A 16,885-nucleotide genomic window follows, 5' to 3' on the forward strand; every position below is an offset into this window, starting at 1 on the left:
TTGGCCCCCTGTAATGTAATTAGTCTAGCCTTTGACACTGCCCATCGCAACTCCCTCAATCACCTGCTTCTGGCCGATCATGAAAATAATTAACAATGGCAGAATGGCGGATACGGCACCTGCCATCATTAAGGAGTAGAACTCGCCGCTGAAATCAGCGAATTTCCGGATGCCCAGCTGCAGGGTAAACAATGAATCGGAACGAAGGAAGATCAGCGGATTCTGGTAATCATTCCAGGTCCAGATAAAGCGGAGAATCATATAGGTAGCAAGGGCTGGCTGCACCAGTGGCATGGCAATCCGCATGAAGATCGTCCAGTGGCCCGCTGCATCAATCCGCGCCGATTCAATAATTTCATCATGGATTCCCAGGAAGAACTGTCTCAGCAGGAAGGTTCCCAGCACGCCGGAGGCGGCAAGCAGCACCAGCCCGAAATGGCTGTCGAACAATCCAAGCCAGCGGTACATGATGAACTGCGGAACCAGAATGGCCTGCGTCGGAATCATGAAGGTGGCCAGGACAACCAGGAAGAGAATGTCCCGCCCTTTGAACTTGATTTTGGAGAAGCCGTAAGCCGCCATAGCAGAAATAATCAGCGACAGCGCTGTAGACATCAGGGTAACCTTCGTCGTGTTCCAGTAATAGAGTGTGAACGGCACGGCTCCCGCCCATACCTGCTTGTAGTTCTCCACCGCATTCCATTTCGATGGAATCCATTCTATCGGATATTTCATGACATCCAGCTCGGGCTTGAAGGAGGCGGAGAGCATCCATAAGAACGGCATGATGAACAGGATGCCCGCAACCGCCATGAAGACGGTGACAATAACACGGTTAAGCTTGATCGATCGCATGTGTATACCTCCTAGTAGTTGACCCATTTCTTTTGTCCGACCCATTGAAACAAGGTCACCAGCAGGATGAGTATCAGCAGAATAATGCCCATCGCAGAAGCATAGCCCGACTCCAGATTGACGAACGCCACCTCGTACAGATAGTAGACAATGACTGAGGTTGAGCCTGCCGGGCCGCCGCCGGTTAACACCATAATCAGATCGAAGACCTTAAAGGACCCGACAACTCCTGTGATAAGCAGGAAGAAGGACGTAGGCGACAGCATCGGCAGTGTAATTCTGAAGAATTGTCTGAGCGGTGAGGCCCCGTCCACATCGGCGGCTTCATACAAATCCCGTGAGATATTCTGAAGGCCCGCCAGATAGATGACCATATTGAAGCCTAGTGAAGTCCACACCATAATAATCATGACCGAGATCAGGGCGAACTTGGGATCAGCCAGCCACATGGGCGGATGCTCGAACCCTATAGATCTGAGAAAACCGTTGATCGGACCATTGTTCGGGTGATAGAGTACTCTCCAGAGCAGGGCGATGGCCACGAAGCTCGAGATGAAGGGCATGAAGTAGATTACTTTGAAAAAGGTTTTGAAATACGTTGCCTTGTTGATCAGCACCGCCAGCACCAGCGCCAGGAACATCGCTACCGGAACGACGGCAATCATGATCAGGTTGTTGTAGAGCGAGCGGTGAAAGGACTCGTCCTGCACCAGCCGGGTGTAGTTATCCAGACCGACAAATTGAAAACCGTCCAGCCCGGATACAAAGTTCCAGTTCGAGAAGCTGATTACACCGGATAGTAGAATCGGAATAATTACCAGCGTTACGGTCAGAATGAGCATGGGGGCAATGAATAAATACCCTGCAATATTGTCGTAAAAGGATTGCTTGCGCATCTTGCTTATCCCGGGGCTGCCGGACCGTTTTGCCGTCCCCTCTTCAGTAATAACCTCCACTTTATCCACCTCTTTTTATGTTTGTAGCTTTATTATAGAAGGGCAAATTTTATTGCACATGCAACGAATTTATCTGTGGTGAAAACTTTGTATAGCATTATTTTTTCTAAATTGAAAAATTTATTGGATGAGCCGAACCGCAGAATCAAGTACCATAAGTCTGTGAAGGTCTACTACTGGAGGGATATTAATGAAAGAAAAGCACAGGCTCAGTCAGCTCTCCTTCCGGCAAAAGCTAATCCTTACCTCCATCGCCTGCCTCGTGATTCCGGCACTGGGAATGCTCTATATTACCAACGTCTATTCCAAGCTGATTATCCGGGAGCACTCCTTGGAGAAATCCACGCAGTCCCTGAGAATTGTCCAGTCGCAGATTGATGTCATCTTCGAAGAAATGGTGTCGGTGTCGAACTTCGTCCATTTCGATCCGGAGATCAAGACCCTGCTGGAGGATGCCAAGACCAATCCCGTAGCTGCGCGGACCCTGACCAGCCGCCTGGAGCAGGTGGCCGGAGACACCATCGATCTGCGGATCACCCTGCTGGACAAGGAAGGACATGCCTATTCCGATTATTCCTTCTATGATTATGATCCCCGGCAATTTCTGAAACGGCGCTGGTTCTCCACTCTGGAGCAGCTCCCGCCGTATGACACCTTATTTATGGGAGCAGAAGACAATTACCTGACCTCCCTGCAGGCTGAGCAGCCGTATATCTTCATGACAGCGCGTGCCTTAAGAGAAGAAACGACTGCCGCTCCCTACGCTTACCTGATTGTCAGCCGCAGCGAGGCTTCGATCCGTGAGCGGTTTGCTTCACTGGAAGAGGATGTGTATCTGCTGGACGAAGAGGAGAACATTCTGTCGAACCGGAACCAGGAGCTGATAGGCACAAGCTTTGACCATCTGCTGCCTGTAGATGAGCTGGTCTTCCCTGACATCGTCAAGTTCAAGGGGGAGAATCAGCTCCTCCTCTCGCTGCCGCTGAAGTTTGCCAGATGGAGACTCATCAGTGTCGCTCCCTATGAGCAGCTAACGGAAAGGTTGAACGGGATTAACCGGACCGGCCTGATTATTCAGACGATATTTGCGGTCAGCTTCTTGTTCGCGCTGACGGTTCTGCTGCGGAGATTCACCAAGCCTGTGCTTGTCCTGGGTAAGGCGGCCCGCCGGGTGGAGGACGGGGATCTCATGGTTCGCTCGGGCATCCGGGGAACCGATGAGATCGGCAGCCTCGGGCACTCCTTCGATAACATGCTGGACCGGGTGCAGCTGATGCTCAGGCAGGTGGAGACGGAGCAGGAACTCAAGCGCCAGGCGGAGATTGCGATGCTGCAGGCCCAGATTAACCCGCATTTTCTATTCAATGTGCTTAGTTCGATCCGGCTGAAGCTGCTGATGAAGCAGGATGAGGAGAATGCTGCGATCGTCGGCTCCCTCTCCGCTATGCTGCGGGCCAGCTTCTCCAGCCGGGAGGAATTCGTCTCCATTGCCAGTGAGCTTGATTTCACGAAGCAGTATATGGAGTTAATGCGGTTCACGATGAGATATCCTACGGAATATGCAGTGCATGTGGACAAAGAGCTGCTGCTGGAGACGGTGCCGCGGTTCATCCTGCAGCCCATTATTGAGAATGCTTACAAGCACGGGTTCTTGCAGGGCGGAGGGCGGGTCGTCATCACCATCCGACTCGTTCAGTCCAGGCTGACCATTACCATCGAGGATAACGGCACGGGAATGGAGGAGCATACGCTCGCAGCCCTGCTTCAGCACATCAGGCAGAAGGATGCGGAGATAGGCGCCCTGAGTGCTGACGGGACGCCAGTGGCAGAGTCCGCTCACGGCATCGGATTAATCAACGTCTACCAGCGGCTCAAGCTAATCTACGGGGAGCGCTTCGAGATGAACATTGAGAGCATTCACGGGGGGCGCACCACCGTACAGTTAATCATGCCCGTGAAGCGGATAGGAGCAGATAACCATGACCTATAAAGTAGTACTGGCAGACGATCATTATCCGGTGTTGGAGTATTTAAGCACTTCGATTCCCTGGGACACCCTCGGCCTTGAACTGGCGGCTTGCTGCTCGGACGGCAGACAGGCCTGGGAAGCCTGCCAGCTGCATCAGCCGGATATTCTGCTTACGGATATCGGCATGCCGGCGATGAATGGACTGGAGCTAATCCAGAAGGCGCGGGAGGTGAACCCCCAGCTGCAGACGATCATCCTGTCCTGCCACGGGGAATTCGAATATGCCCAGAAGGCTGTGAAACTGAATGTGGCCGAATATATATTGAAGGAGAGTCTGCAGATCGATCAGGTGATTGCCGTATTGACGGAGGCGGTGGCCCGGCTGGAGGTGAAGCTGAAATCCCGTAACCACTATCTCCAGATGGAGAAGCTGGTCAGCCAGAACCATGCCGCCATCCGGACCCGATTCATCCGCATGTTCGTGGAGCAGCCGGTCTGGGATGAAGCCGAGTGGTTCGGACAAGCCGAAGCGATGGGCATCAGCCTGCACCAAGGCACCCCGTATCTGCCCGTACTGGCCGTCCCGGAGCGCTCCTATGAGCTGGAACGGCGGTTCGGCGGAGTGGTGAACCTGCAGTTCGTGATGGATAATGTGCTGCAGGAATTCCTGGAGATAGACGGCATTATCCAGTTCTCGCTGACGGAACGGCAGTTCATCCTGTTCATTCCTTTGCCGCATATCCTCGTCCGCAATCTTTATGAGGAGTTCCGTGATAACTTCCGGCATGTCCAGAGAATGGCGAAGCTGCATCTGCGGATGGGGATTTCCTTCTTTTACGGGGAGGCTACTCCAAGTCTGATCGACATTAAGAAGCAGATTCAGGCGCTGCTGGATTCCCATGCCCTGCGCTTCTATACTGCCGAGGGAGCGGTTATGAAGTATGCGCCTGTCCAGACCAGCGGCGAGGACCTGTTCGTGCATTATTCGGAGATCCTCCAGCAGCTAAGGGACTGCATTCAGCAGGAGGACAGCCCGCAGCTTGCGGCCAAGGTCAGGGAGATCAAGCAGTATATCGGGGACCAGAAGTATCCGGTGGAGAGTGTGAAGAGCTGGCTGCTCAAGATGGTGATGGAGCTGGAATTGAAATATGTAGTCATGCAGAACTTCGTCAACAACTTCAACAGTGAGCGGCTCCAGCGCTCAATCCAGGAATTCGAAACGCTGGAGCAGCTCATGGAATGGCTGGAGGACTTCCTGAAGGATAAAATACTCATGCTAAGCTCCATGTGGAAGCAGAATGTCCGCAAAGAAATAGCCGAAGCCAAACGGTATGTAATGAATCATATCAGCGAGAAGGTTGGCATGGAGGAGATGGCGAAGCGTCTGGGCCTGAACCCCACCCATTTCAGCCGGTTATTCCGTCTGGAGACCGGGCTGACCTTCATCGAGTACGTGACCAGGGTGAAAATGGAACAGGCCCGCGATCTCCTGAATCAGACGAATCTGACCATCGTGGAGATCGCGGAGCAACTGGGTTATGACAACGTCAGCTACTTCATCAAGCTGTTCCGTAACTTCTCCGGCATGACTCCGGCGGAATTCCGCAAGTCCTTCTAGACTGGTGTATAACAATAAGCCGGAGGCAGACTCTAAGGGTCCGCTCCCGGCTTGTCCATTGTCTTATTTAGAATTATCGTGAAGTATGATACTCAGTATTTATCAATCTTGTACCAGAACAGAGGCAGCGGGAACCAGCCTACAGGTGCATCCACTGCCATATATCGGCCATGCTGGGTAAGCAGAAGCGTCTGAGCCTGCTGCTTGCTGAGGACAACTGCATCCGGCATGGCAGACCGCTCGACGCTCACGCCCTCTCCGTCCACCCGCGCCGTCACCGGCTGTCCGTCCATGACTGCGGAGAATTCTCCCGGGATAATGCCTGTGGTCTTGTACTTCAGCGTGAGGTAAGCCTTCAGGATGTTGGCGAAATCCAGAATATGATACATATCCGAGTTCTCGGTCACAAAGTCTTCCGCAATGCCGCCAAGAGCCTTATTCAGCGGGATGTCATATTCCGGCGCGTGCAACGTTATTCGCCCGGCTCTGCTGTAAGCCATGTAAGCCTTAATTGTCCGCAGAATATCGTCCGGATTCTCCACTGCGAATTCAGCTATATCATCGCCCGCTTCGTTGACAACCAGATAACCGATCAGCTTACCCTGATCCAGAATGCCGAGTGCCTTTTGACAGAGTGTACCGAAAATCAGCGGCAATTGCTCTAAGCTGCGTTCAACATAAGCAAGCCGCGAGGTGTTCATGTTATGCGCAAATTCTGCTCCTCCTTCAACCTCAAACAGCGGATGGAAGGAGATCCCGGTGTTATCCAACCCTCTTAAGCTGTGGCGCACATTGGCCTCTGTCACGATATACTTGAGCATGACACCGCCAAGCGTGAAGCCGAAATACTCATATCTCTGCCGCTGTCCATATAATACAACCATATCACATGTACCGCGCAGCTCTTCAAGCCACAGGTTCATCAGCGCTTTCATATGCCCTTCGCCGCGCGAACGCGGATGAACGGATACCGTACCCAAGTAGCCGGTGCGCAGCGTATGATCACATACCGTCAGAGACTCTGGAAAAACAGCCACCAGCGCGCGCAGCCTGCCTTGCTCATCCACAGCAACCTTATGCATCGCTGATGAATCTACGCTCTTGTCATACGCCTTGGGCATCAGAATTTCAAAATCAAAGCGGAAGGCAAGGTTGGCCAAGTCTATGTATTCCTCGCGTTCGTGCGGAGCTGCCATTCTGTATTTAACCATTGTGTCCTATCCTCTCAGTCTATATATTCAACTGCCTCCCTGACTATATTCTAGAGGCATCTCCCATCTCCTGCTCAGGTCACTCTGATTTCCGCCGCTTAGCCGCAGCCTCATCAATCGCCTGCTGGATATTGGCCAGTGCGGTCTCCATGGGCTGTCCGGCAAGATACTGGTTGACGCCCTCCAGAATCTTCACCTGGAGCGACTCGGTCGATACCGTATGCGGCCAATAGAGCGTGGCGTCCTCGCGCGTTACCGCAGCGGCAATGGACGAGACCGAATCGCTCCGGTCCGTCGGGGCCGAGATGACCGAAGGCACGGCCAAAGCGCCTGCGGCCAGCTTCTCCTGCGTAGCCCTGCCGTTCATGAACGCCACGAACTGCTTGGCCTCCTCGGGATGCTCCGTCCGCGAGCTGATCACCCGGTACGTGCCGACATTGATGTTCGGCACCGTCCGCACACTGCCCGGCACCATCATGAACCGGATATCCTGAGCCGGATTCCGCTCCTTGATGCTGGGGATGTCCCAGGTTCCGGTAATAATCATGGCCGCCTGCCCTGTGCCGACCAGATCCTTGGCCTGCTCATGCTTCAGGCTCTTCCAGTTCGGCGGCACGAACCCCCGGTCGATAATCTCCCGGTGCTTCTGGATGGCATCCACGAACACCGGATCATGGGTCCGGATCTCCCCGCTCTCCAGCTTCTTCGTCCAGGCGGCATCCGCCCCGTTATCCGACATGATAGACCCCCAGAAGAACTGGGCTGTGGACCACTCCGCATCCATTGCCACCGGAATAAGCCCTTCCTGCTTCAGCTTCACGCAGAGCGCAAGGAACTCGTCCCAGGTGCGCGGAACCTCCAGCCCGAGAGAGTCGAACAAGGTTTTGTTGTAGAGCAGCCCGTCACTGTGCATGACCTCCGGCGCTCCGTATACCCGGCCGCCCACCGTAACCGGCAGCAGGGAGTTCGGGTAGAATTCCTTGAGAAAATCCGCTCCGGTCAGGTCCAGGTACATATCGCTCCGCAGAGCGCGGAATTCCTCGAACAGGCTGGGCGACCACGTATCGAATACATCCACCTTCTCACCGCCAAGCAGCCTGATCTTAATCCCCGCCGTATAATTATTGTTCTGGATGAAATCTGCATCGATCTGGATATGGGGATACAGCTTCTCGAATTCGGCAATCGCATCAAAATACACTTTGCCTGCTTGCGCCGTATCCAGCAGATAGCTGGAGTACCGGAGGATGACGGGTTCACGGATGTCTGCCGCTCCGCCTCCGCCGGACAGCAGGGAAGCGTCTGTACTGCTCCGGGTATCACAGCCGCCAATCGTGAACAGCAGCAGAACAATGCTGACTCCGATACCGGGTCTCCACTTCTTCATGACGCTTCCCCTTCCTTAATCTATTCTCCGTTCGCTTCTGTAACGTTCTTGCCCTATCGTTATATTCTGACCGATCCAATAGATTGCAGTCAACGGACAATCAGAGCTTGCCCCCCGAAGTTGCAATCCCTTCGATAAATTGCCGCTGGAACAGGATGTAGATGAGCAGCATCGGCCAAATCGCCAGCACGGAAGCCGCCATCAGCTCCGGGTAGTCCACGGCGAAGGCGCTTTGAATCTTAGCCAGGGCCGAAGAGAGGGTCGCCGCGTCCGAGCTTGTGTTGACGATCATCGGCCACATCAGGTCCTTGAAGGAGAAGAGGGCCGTGAATATCCCGAGGGCCACCAGACCGGAGCGGACCAGCGGGAGCATAATTCTGGCAAAGGTCTGGCCGATATTGCAGCCGTCGATCTTCGCCGCCTCCTCCAGCTCCTTAGGTAGGCCCATGAAGAATTGTCTCAATAAGAAGGTGCCGAAGGCACTGACCAGCCCTGGAAACAGCAAGGCAAAGATCGTATTGCGCATCCCCAGCGCATCGACCATCAGATATTGCGGGATGATGAAGATCTGGGTCGGCACCATCATCTGGAACAACACCAGACTGAAGCAGAAGTCACGCCCCGGAAATCTTAGTCTGGCAAAAGCATACGCCGCCATCGCGCTGAACATCACCGCGCACAGCACCCTTAGAGCCATCATCGCAAACGTATTCCAGTACAGGATCAGGAAGTTATTCTGCCGCCATACCTCCAGGTAATTCTCCACCCGCCAGGTCTTGGGGAAAAAGATAAACGGATTCATCGAAGTGGACTCCGTAACCGACTTGAACGAGGTCAGCACCATCCAGACGAACGGCAGAATCATCGCGGCTGCTCCCAGGAGCAGCACAAGGTGGGCTAAGATACGGTTAAAGTGTTTATGTTTGGCCATCGTGCCGCCTCCTACATGTAGTTGACCCATTTTTTTTGCGCTCTCATCTGGAAGAAGGTGATGATCATGATCAGCGCGAGCAACACCATTACAATTGCTGAGCCATAGCCCTTATTCGAATACTTGAACGAGTTATTATAGAAGAGATACACAAGTGATACTGTATGGTCATAGGCCGGGTTACTCACATCGATCATCATATAGATGACATCGAACACTTGCATGGCCTGGATAATCGTGGTCACCACAACAAAGAACAGGGTTGGCGTTACAAGCGGCAGGGTGATCACGAAAAATTGGCGCACCCGGCTGGCTCCGTCGATATCCGAGGCCTCGTAGTAGTCCTTCGGGATCTCCTGCAGACCAGCGAGCAGCAGCACCATATTATAGCCGATGACACTCCAGATTCCGATCACCGCGATGGATAAGATCGCTACCCCCGGGTCCGTCGTCCAGTTGACGGCTGGAAGGCCCAGCTTGGATAGCCCGAAATTAATGAGGCCGTAGTGCTGGTTATACATCCAGCGCCATACCATGGTGACTGCCGCAGGAGCGGCGACCATCGGGATGAAATAGATCGTGCGGTACAGCGAGCGGCCCGCGAGCTTGCCGTTCAGCAGCACGGCCACCAGCATGGCGATGGCAATGCTGACAGGCACGACCAGCAAGGTGTAGAGCAGTGTATTACCGACAGCATGCCATACCTGGGGATCATGAATCAGCTTGCGGTAATTCTCCCATCCGATGTAGATATTGCCTCTGCCGAAATCTCCGCTCTTGAAGAAGCTAAGGTAAGCGGTCTGTACTATTGGAATGAAGTTGAGGACCATAAGGCCGATCATCGTTGGCGCGATCAGGAACCAGCCCCAGGACCATTCATTCCAGGTTTTCGCTCCAATTTTCCTCTTGACGGTATGATTCATCTGCGTTCCTCTCCTATCAAACTTGCGGCAGCCCTGAGGCTGCCGCAGGTATATGACTCTTGCTTATTTCTCTTCCGCCAGACTCTCATTCATCACTTTGGCTGCATTACGGGCTGCTTCCTCCACGGTAACCTTGCCGGAGAACGCCGGCTTCAGCGCTTCATAAGCCTTGTCTTCCCAGACAGCCGTTGTATTGGAATATGGACGGATTACACCATAATCCACCATATCGACGAATGCCTTGATGTTGAAGGTCTTGTTCGAATCCACCCACTTGTCAGCTGCACCTTTGTACGCCGAGATGGCAACGCCCAGCTCCGCCTGGCGCTCCTGGCCGCTCTTCGAGCTTAAGTACTCCACGAACTTCCACGCTTCCTCGGGATGCTTCGTCTTGGCATCAATGGCATTGCCAAGGCCGTTATAGATCGAGGCCTGCTTCTCCTTCTTCGGTAGCACAGCCACATCGAAATTCTTCGCCATGAACTCGTTCTCTGTGAAGCCGCTCAGGTTCCACGAGCCGAACAGGCCCATTGCCGCCTTGCCGTTCTTCAGCAGATCAGCCCGCTCGGCATCTCCGTACACCTCAGGGGATAGTCCGTCACGTACGAAGCTTATATAGAAATCCAGCGCTTCGATCGTCTTCGGATCGTCATAGCCTGACTTCTTGTCCGCTGTAATAATGGTGCCGCCGTTCTGATAGACGAAGTTGTAATACCCCTCCTGGTTGTGCATCGGCGCAAGGAAGCCGTATACCCCGTCCTTCGTGAGCGCTTTCGCTGCGCTGTGCAGATCATCCCAGGTCCAGTTCTCATCCGGGTATTTCACACCCGCCTGGTCAAACAGCGTCTTGTTGTACCACAGCCCGATGGTGTCGAAATCCTTCGGTACCGCGTACTGCTTGCCGTTCAGATTGTAAATCTGGTTCAGCCCTTCGGGGTAATTGTCCAGCTTGACGTCAGTGCTCTTGCCGATGCGGTCCGTAAGATCAAGCAGCATGCCGTTATTCGCATAGCGGTAGATCTCATTGGAATGCATCCAGAAGACATCCGGCAGCGAGCCGCCGGTGGCTCCCGCTTCCAGCATCGTCCAATAATCGGACCAGCCGGTCACCTCGATATCGACCTTGATGTCCGGGTTCTTGCTCTCGAATTCATCGGCAATGGTCCGCAGACCCTTCTCCTGATTGGAATCCCAGATCGCGTAGGTCAGCTGGACCTTCTCTCCGCTTGCCGCCTGGGTGGCCGCTGCGGCATCCGTTGCCTCTGCGGGTGGTGAAGCCGATGTACTGCTGTTGCCGTTGCCGTTGCCACTGCCGCAAGCGGTCAAGGTGGCCGCTGCAAGCAGGATGGACAATACGGTTGCTAAGCTTTTTTTCTTCACTAGAATTACCCCCAACTTCCATTTAGGATGTGCTGCATCTGCTGCACCTCCAATAGTAGGTGAAGGGGGCAGGTATCGAAATGGCTGTTTTTTACGGAACATTTCCTTTTTTTGACCAATCCCCGGAAGCGGCAAAAAGTGCACCCGCAGCGGATGCACTTCTTTTACAGACTCTGTTCTTTTTTTGACAATTGCCATTCTAGTACAGCGGCAGATTTATACTGTTGGATGGGGCACTATCCTGCCTGAATGACTACAGGAGTGGGGCCCCCCTTCAGGTGCCCTTCCCAGATGAAGACGGGAGTTGTCCATTTAAGGCGTATTGCCCGGCGTACCGGACTGAGGCGCGCTTATTCTGGTTTAACGTCACCACTTGGGCAAGTAACGGACCTCATGGTGCTTATTCTTGGAATCTCTACTCCTAAACCTCTCGTAGAGAGACGATAAGGGCTACTGTGGACTTCTGTCAAGAAAGTAGACTGTTACGCAACGGATTTTTTAGTGAATTGCTTAGCAAAGCGGGCGGGGGAAAGATACCCCAGTGAGCTGTGCATTCGCTTGCGATTGTAATAGAACTCAATGTATTGGAAAATAGCATCATATGCCTGTTCCGGGTTTTTGAAGCGCGGATTACAGTAGATGAGCTCTTTCTTTAAAATACTGTGCCAAGACTCAATGCAGGCGTTATCGTAACAGTTTCCTTTACGGCTCATGCTGGATTTCATGTGGTATGTCTTTAGTTGGTCGACATATTCTTTTGAGGTATATTGAGACCCTCGGTCAGAGTGGTGCAGTAGGCCCTCGCCGGGTCGCTTCGCCGTGTACGCCGCCTGCAGCGCGTCTAAGACCAGGCTCGTCTCCATATGGTTATACAGCCGCCACCCTACAATTTCTCGCGTGCATAGATCCATGACGCTAGCTAGGTATAAGCGACCTCCACGACAAGGGATATACGTGATGTCGGTGACCCATACGGTATTGGGCTTAAGCACCTTAAACTCTTGGTTCAGTGTGTTTGGTGCAATGGGATTATTATGCTTGGAATCGGTCGTCTGCACTCGGTATGGCTTAGATACAATAGAGCGGAGCTTCATTTCTCGCATGTACACACTCACTGTGCGTTCCGTGACCGTATAGCCTTCCTGATGCAGCAGGCGGGTGATCTTCGGACTTCCATACCGTTTTTGATGGTCGTCAAAATGGTACCGGATTCGCTCCATAACAGCAGCCTTGCGGAGGGCTTGCACACTGGCTTTGGCGTTCAGCCACTTGTAATATCCGCTCCTGGATACCTGTAGGGTACTGCACATCTTCTCCAAGCGAAATGCGGAGCGATGGTCCTTCATAAACTGGAATCTTAATTCCTTGGTTTGCTGAAGATGTGCACTGCTTTTTTTACGATTGCCAATTCTTCCTCTGTATCGGCAAGTCGACTGTCTTTCTCTTGGAGCTGACGGCGCATCTCTTGGAGCTCGGCTTCGAGTTCCCGTACCCGATCCATACTGGCTACCGGTTCATTCTTTAGCTCCCGGTATTTCCCCATCCACTGGTGCAGCGTACTTTTCGGAATGTCCAGCTCTTGCGCGATGTCCCCTATGCTCTTCGTCTGCTCTTGAATGAACTTTACCGTTTGCTTCTTATATTCTTCGTTGTACCGTTGTCGTTTTTCTCCCATAGGGATGCACCTCCGTTGCCCTTATTATCCCTCCGTCCGTTAACTGTCGTCTACTTTCAATTCTAATCCCACTGAGTCCGTTAATCCGCAAAAGGTGGCGTTTTGCTGGGAATAGGGTCTCTCAGGTCCGTTAATCTGATACTGTTCTAGCCCCGGTATTCCTCCGGACTCATCCCGCTCAGCTTCTTGAACAGCTTGCTGAAGTACGCGGTGTTCGGATAACCCACACGCTCAGCAACCTCATAGACCTTGATGTTCCTGTCCCTGAGCAGGCTCTTGGCCTTCTCCATGCGCAGCCGGGTCAGGAAGCTGACGAAGTTCTCGCCGGTCTCCTGCTTGAATACCCTGCTGAGATAGGAGGCGTTCACGTTGATCCGGTCCGCCACGGATTGCAGGGAGATATCCTCCGCATACAGCTGCATGATGAGTTCGCTCGCTTGCTCTGCATAGCTCCGGGAGGATTCGCCTTCCGACATCTGCGCCCTGCACTGCTCCAGATAACTAGCGACGGTCTGGTGCAGCCCCTCCAGACTCTCTTCATGGAGAATGCTCTCGTACACCGTAAGCCCGGCTTCATTCGGCTCGGGAAGCGCCGGGAAGCAGGACAGAATCGCGCCAAGCATCCGTATGTAGGTCGAACGCGCCGCCTGCTTCGTGCAGCCCTCCAGCAGCATAGTATCCTTCAGGCTGTTCAGGAAGGCAAGCGCCCCTTCGCTTCCGCTCTCGGTATCCTGCCTGAACTTCCGCATGCAAGGCTTGTCGATGAACAGCCGCTCCCCCCTTCTCTGACGGCTCCTGGCCTTATCATAGAAGGACAGGCCGCTCCCGCTGGCGAAGAACAGCTCGTCAAGCGCCATGTCCGCCTCCTGATAGGCCTGCTTCAGGCCGCCAAAGCCGGGAGCCGGACCGCTGACGCCGATAGACAGCGTCAGCTTCAGGAAATCCTTCATAGCCGCCTGAATCTTGGCGGCCGCTCGTTCAATCTCCGCGCGGACAATCCGCCCCTCCGGCCCGAGGTCCAGCAGCAGCACATATTCCGCAGAGTTCATCACAATGATCTCCTTCGCCCGCTTGCGCGGAAGAATTTCTTCAAGAATATTGGTGACTGAATAACGCAGCAGCTTCTCATCCTGCTCCACATACTTGCGTCTATGCTGTTCAAAATGGTTAATCCGCAGCTTCAGGAGCACCATCGGCTCATCCGCCAGGCGGATGCGCAGAGATTCGCGGTTAACCCGCACATCCCCGGCGGCCTTGAAGCCGCTGATCAGCTCCTTAAAGAGCGTTTCCTTCAAATACCCGATGCTCTCCTTGTAGGAGCCGGGCGGCATTACGGAGGAGCTGCCTGCGGAGAGGCGGACCGCCCGCTTCTTAACCGTCTCCAGCACATGCACCAGCTCGTGCGGCTTCATATCGCTCTTGATCAGATAGTCCGCCGCCCCGAGCCTGAGCGCCTCCTGGGCATACTGGAATTCCTCCAGACAGCTAAGAATGACGAATTGCCCGCCGATGTCCAGCCGCCGGGCCTCCCGGATCAGCTCCAGACCGTCCATCACCGGCATTTTGATATCCGTAATAATCAGATCCGGCTGGTGCGTCCCTGCCAGTTCCAGTGCTTCGCGCCCGTTTGCGGCCTCCCCCAGAATCGTAAATCCTTCATTTTCCCATTGAATAATCGATTTCAGGCCGATACGCATTAGCAGCTCGTCATCCACGATAAGCACACCCAGCATACTCAATAAGCCCCCTTCCTGTCCCGAATGGGAATTGTGATCACGAATACCGCACCTTGCCCCGGAATGCTCTCGAACGATACCCCGTACGGCTCGCCGTATAACCGGCGTATCCGCTGATGCACATTGGTAACGCCGATGCCGCCGCTGTCCTCTGCACCGCCCAGTCTGCTGCGCAGCTTCGCTGCCGCCTCAGCGCTCATGCCCGCACCGTTGTCTCTGACCGTAACGGTGAGTTCCGCATTCCCGGCCCGCCGGACCTCGATAGACAGCAGCCCGTCCTCCTGGTCGGCAATTCCGTGGAAGATCGCATTCTCGACCAGCGGCTGGATGCTCAGCTTCGGAATCTCCTGCTCCGCAAGCGTCTCCTCCACTTCCGAATGGAACTCGATCCGGTTGAAATACCGCACCTTCTGAATGACTATATAATGGCCGATGTGCTCCAGCTCCTCACGGATCGGCACCAGCCGGTTGTCCGTCTTGGCGGTATAACGGAGCATGGAGATCAGCGCCCCGGTCATCTCAACAATCTTCTCCGACTGCTGCATGGTGGCGATCCATTTGACTGAATTCAGCGTATTATACAGGAAATGCGGACTGATCTGGGCCTGCAACGCGCGAATTTCAGCCTCGACCTTCTGCTCCTGCTCCACGTAGATCCGCTCCACCAGCTGCTTGAGTTCAGCGGACATCTGCTCGAACCGGCTGGCCATGACACCGATCTCATCATTCGAGCGGACCGCCGGGAGATTATCGAATTTCCCTTGCTCCACCAGCGTCATATTGCGGATCAGCTGCTTGATCGGCCGGGTGATCAGATTCGACATGTACACCGAGCTGGCCAGGGCGAACAGGATAAGCACGACAGCAATCGTCCACAGATTCCGCTTCAGGATGTCGCCTTCCACCGCGAGCTCTTCCACGGGCATATACATATAAGTCTTCCAGTTATGTTCCTCAAATGGCGACTGGATCAGAATATAGTCCTTGCCGGATACACGGACAATCTGCCTGCCTGAACCTGCGGCAAGTTCTTCCTCGCGGACCGGGAAAAGTGTCCTGAACGGCTTGCCGATCAGGTTATAATTGTTGTTGAATATAATCATGCCGCTGTCATCGGTAACGGTGAAGGCCGAACGGTTGCCTGCCTCCATCCGCTTGTTCAGCCGGTTGATGAAATCTATGTCTACACTTACCGCCATGACGCCGATCAGCTTGCCGTTCTCCATATCGAAGATTTTGCGCAGATTATAGATCGTCCAATTGCTGTCCGCCTTGGTCTGCAGGTCCAGCCGGGTCGGCAAATCGCGCGTAATATCGTCAGAACGCAGGAATTCGGTGAACCAGTCCTCCTTGCGGGGGTTGTACGTATAGTCGACAGGCTTGTTCGGGGCCACATAGAGGTCGCTGCCGTTCACCAGATTGTAGACATAGATAGAGATGGCGCGGTCCTTCATAGTGATGTAATTCATCAGCAATTGCGTGGCCTGCAGTTCGTTCGTCACGGAGCTGTCGTGCAGATAGTTCTGCACCGGGTAGTTCTCCTGCGAGACCGCTGAGATGTAGCTGTTAATCCCGTAGCTTGCGATGAGCGAAATCTGCTTCGTGTCCCCCAGGAATTCCTCGATGCGGATATTCGACTGTCTCGTCACATCGGCCAGCAGATCCGTATATTTACGTTCAAGCATCTGCTGGGAGGAGATATAGGAGTTAGCGGACAGAATCACAACCGGAATCAGAATGGCCAGCAGGAAAAAGAACAGCATCTTGTTCTTCACGCTCACAAAATGGCGGCTGGGCTTCAAGGTGAAGGGCGCTTTCAAGTCATAACCTCCGGCGGCAGAGTTGGTGGAATACCTTTGTAGAATACCTTTGTAGAATACCTTTAATGATAGACTCCCGGCTGCTTTCCCGCCACCCTGCTCTGCATGTCTTTTTTTTACTCTTTTTGTTCCCTTTTTTACATGTAGGGGGATTACGGGGAAAGGGCTGGCAGGATTCTACGGCTCCCGCCTCAGCTTCTCTGTCTGCCCGCTCCAGGCAGTAACCCAGAGACGTAAAGAAAGGAACAAAAACAGTAAAAAAGCTTGATTTTATAGTAAGGGTCATTCACTTAACATTCTCGGTGAAGCGAACAGCCATGACAGGGAGGTTGCGGTGCCTATGCGGAGATAGTGGAGATAAGTGTTAGTGAATAGAGAATTGTTTCAAGTGCGCAGACCGTTCTATTAGGACAGGTATCCCCAA

Annotated in this window: 13 protein-coding genes; 2 read left to right on the forward strand and 11 right to left on the reverse strand. The window is 53.6% G+C overall.

What is annotated here, in order from left to right; translation table 11 throughout:
* Positions 1 to 24: 24 nt before the first annotated feature.
* Complete coding sequence (locus MKX42_RS21600; protein ID WP_340754481.1) at positions 25 to 855, reverse strand: carbohydrate ABC transporter permease; 831 nt, start codon at positions 853 to 855, stop codon at positions 25 to 27.
* 11 nt (positions 856 to 866) lie between these two features.
* Entirely contained in the window at positions 867 to 1,751 is an 885-nt protein-coding gene (locus MKX42_RS21605) for a carbohydrate ABC transporter permease (RefSeq protein WP_081751333.1), read from the reverse strand.
* Between the two features lie 250 nt (positions 1,752 to 2,001).
* On the opposite strand from MKX42_RS21605, the gene MKX42_RS21610 reads away from it, so the two are divergent.
* Positions 2,002 to 3,801, forward strand: coding sequence for a sensor histidine kinase (locus MKX42_RS21610; protein WP_340754483.1), 1,800 nt, complete (start codon positions 2,002 to 2,004; stop codon positions 3,799 to 3,801).
* Positions 3,791 to 5,398 carry a response regulator transcription factor gene (locus MKX42_RS21615; RefSeq protein WP_340754485.1) on the forward strand — a complete coding sequence of 536 codons (1,608 nt, stop codon included), beginning with the start codon at positions 3,791 to 3,793 and terminating at the stop codon, positions 5,396 to 5,398. The genes MKX42_RS21610 and MKX42_RS21615 overlap by 11 nt, the downstream gene beginning before the upstream one ends.
* Before the next feature lie 92 nt (positions 5,399 to 5,490).
* Here MKX42_RS21615 and MKX42_RS21620 read toward each other — a convergent pair whose 3' ends face one another.
* The 9 genes from MKX42_RS21620 to MKX42_RS21660 all read right to left on the reverse strand — a co-directional run bounded on the left by MKX42_RS21620 (position 5,491) and on the right by MKX42_RS21660 (position 16,461).
* On the reverse strand, positions 5,491 to 6,609 hold the full coding sequence (locus MKX42_RS21620; protein WP_340754487.1) for a GNAT family N-acetyltransferase: 1,119 nt from the start codon (positions 6,607 to 6,609) through the stop codon (positions 5,491 to 5,493).
* Positions 6,610 to 6,688: 79 nt separating this feature from the next.
* Complete coding sequence (locus MKX42_RS21625; protein WP_340754489.1) at positions 6,689 to 7,996, reverse strand: ABC transporter substrate-binding protein; 1,308 nt, start codon at positions 7,994 to 7,996, stop codon at positions 6,689 to 6,691.
* Between the two features lie 100 nt (positions 7,997 to 8,096).
* Positions 8,097 to 8,927: a carbohydrate ABC transporter permease gene (locus tag MKX42_RS21630; RefSeq protein ID WP_340754491.1), complete on the reverse strand. Its 831-nt coding sequence runs from the start codon at positions 8,925 to 8,927 to the stop codon at positions 8,097 to 8,099.
* An 11-nt stretch (positions 8,928 to 8,938) separates the two neighbouring features.
* Positions 8,939 to 9,850: a carbohydrate ABC transporter permease gene (locus tag MKX42_RS21635; protein WP_340754493.1), complete on the reverse strand. Its 912-nt coding sequence runs from the start codon at positions 9,848 to 9,850 to the stop codon at positions 8,939 to 8,941.
* Between the two features lie 63 nt (positions 9,851 to 9,913).
* Positions 9,914 to 11,230 carry an ABC transporter substrate-binding protein gene (locus MKX42_RS21640; RefSeq protein ID WP_340754494.1) on the reverse strand — a complete coding sequence of 439 codons (1,317 nt, stop codon included), beginning with the start codon at positions 11,228 to 11,230 and terminating at the stop codon, positions 9,914 to 9,916.
* A 482-nt stretch (positions 11,231 to 11,712) separates the two neighbouring features.
* Positions 11,713 to 12,576, reverse strand: coding sequence for an IS3 family transposase (locus tag MKX42_RS21645; RefSeq protein ID WP_339311273.1), 864 nt, complete (start codon positions 12,574 to 12,576; stop codon positions 11,713 to 11,715).
* A gap of 11 nt (positions 12,577 to 12,587) precedes the next feature.
* Positions 12,588 to 12,905 (reverse strand): transposase, encoded by a 318-nt coding sequence (locus MKX42_RS21650; RefSeq protein ID WP_340750981.1) that lies wholly within the window; start codon positions 12,903 to 12,905, stop codon positions 12,588 to 12,590.
* A 146-nt stretch (positions 12,906 to 13,051) separates the two neighbouring features.
* Positions 13,052 to 14,638, reverse strand: a complete 1,587-nt coding sequence (locus tag MKX42_RS21655; RefSeq protein ID WP_340754496.1) for a response regulator — start codon at positions 14,636 to 14,638, stop codon at positions 13,052 to 13,054.
* A 2-nt stretch (positions 14,639 to 14,640) separates the two neighbouring features.
* The gene (locus tag MKX42_RS21660; RefSeq protein ID WP_340754498.1) at positions 14,641 to 16,461 is read right to left on the reverse strand and encodes a sensor histidine kinase; all 1,821 of its coding nucleotides are present in this window, start codon (positions 16,459 to 16,461) and stop codon (positions 14,641 to 14,643) included.
* Positions 16,462 to 16,885 lie beyond the last annotated feature (424 nt).

It is taken from the genome of Paenibacillus sp. FSL R7-0204, from assembly GCF_038002225.1.
Lineage (GTDB): Bacteria > Bacillota > Bacilli > Paenibacillales > Paenibacillaceae > Paenibacillus_AQ.

Bases quoted from the DNA above. Each gene is read 5' to 3' on its own strand.
- MKX42_RS21610 (WP_340754483.1), top strand. From the start codon at position 2,002: ATGAAAGAAAAGCACAGGCTCAGTCAGCTCTCCTTCCGGCAAAAGCTA.
- MKX42_RS21650 (WP_340750981.1), bottom strand. From the start codon at position 12,905: ATGGGAGAAAAACGACAACGGTACAACGAAGAATATAAGAAGCAAACG.
- MKX42_RS21655 (WP_340754496.1), bottom strand. From the start codon at position 14,638: ATGCTGGGTGTGCTTATCGTGGATGACGAGCTGCTAATGCGTATCGGC.
- MKX42_RS21625 (WP_340754489.1), bottom strand. From the start codon at position 7,996: ATGAAGAAGTGGAGACCCGGTATCGGAGTCAGCATTGTTCTGCTGCTG.
- MKX42_RS21635 (WP_340754493.1), bottom strand. From the start codon at position 9,850: ATGAATCATACCGTCAAGAGGAAAATTGGAGCGAAAACCTGGAATGAA.
- MKX42_RS21600 (WP_340754481.1), bottom strand. From the start codon at position 855: ATGCGATCGATCAAGCTTAACCGTGTTATTGTCACCGTCTTCATGGCG.
- MKX42_RS21630 (WP_340754491.1), bottom strand. From the start codon at position 8,927: ATGGCCAAACATAAACACTTTAACCGTATCTTAGCCCACCTTGTGCTG.
- MKX42_RS21645 (WP_339311273.1), bottom strand. From the start codon at position 12,576: ATGAAGGACCATCGCTCCGCATTTCGCTTGGAGAAGATGTGCAGTACC.
- MKX42_RS21605 (WP_081751333.1), bottom strand. From the start codon at position 1,751: ATGCGCAAGCAATCCTTTTACGACAATATTGCAGGGTATTTATTCATT.
- MKX42_RS21620 (WP_340754487.1), bottom strand. From the start codon at position 6,609: ATGGTTAAATACAGAATGGCAGCTCCGCACGAACGCGAGGAATACATA.
- MKX42_RS21615 (WP_340754485.1), top strand. From the start codon at position 3,791: ATGACCTATAAAGTAGTACTGGCAGACGATCATTATCCGGTGTTGGAG.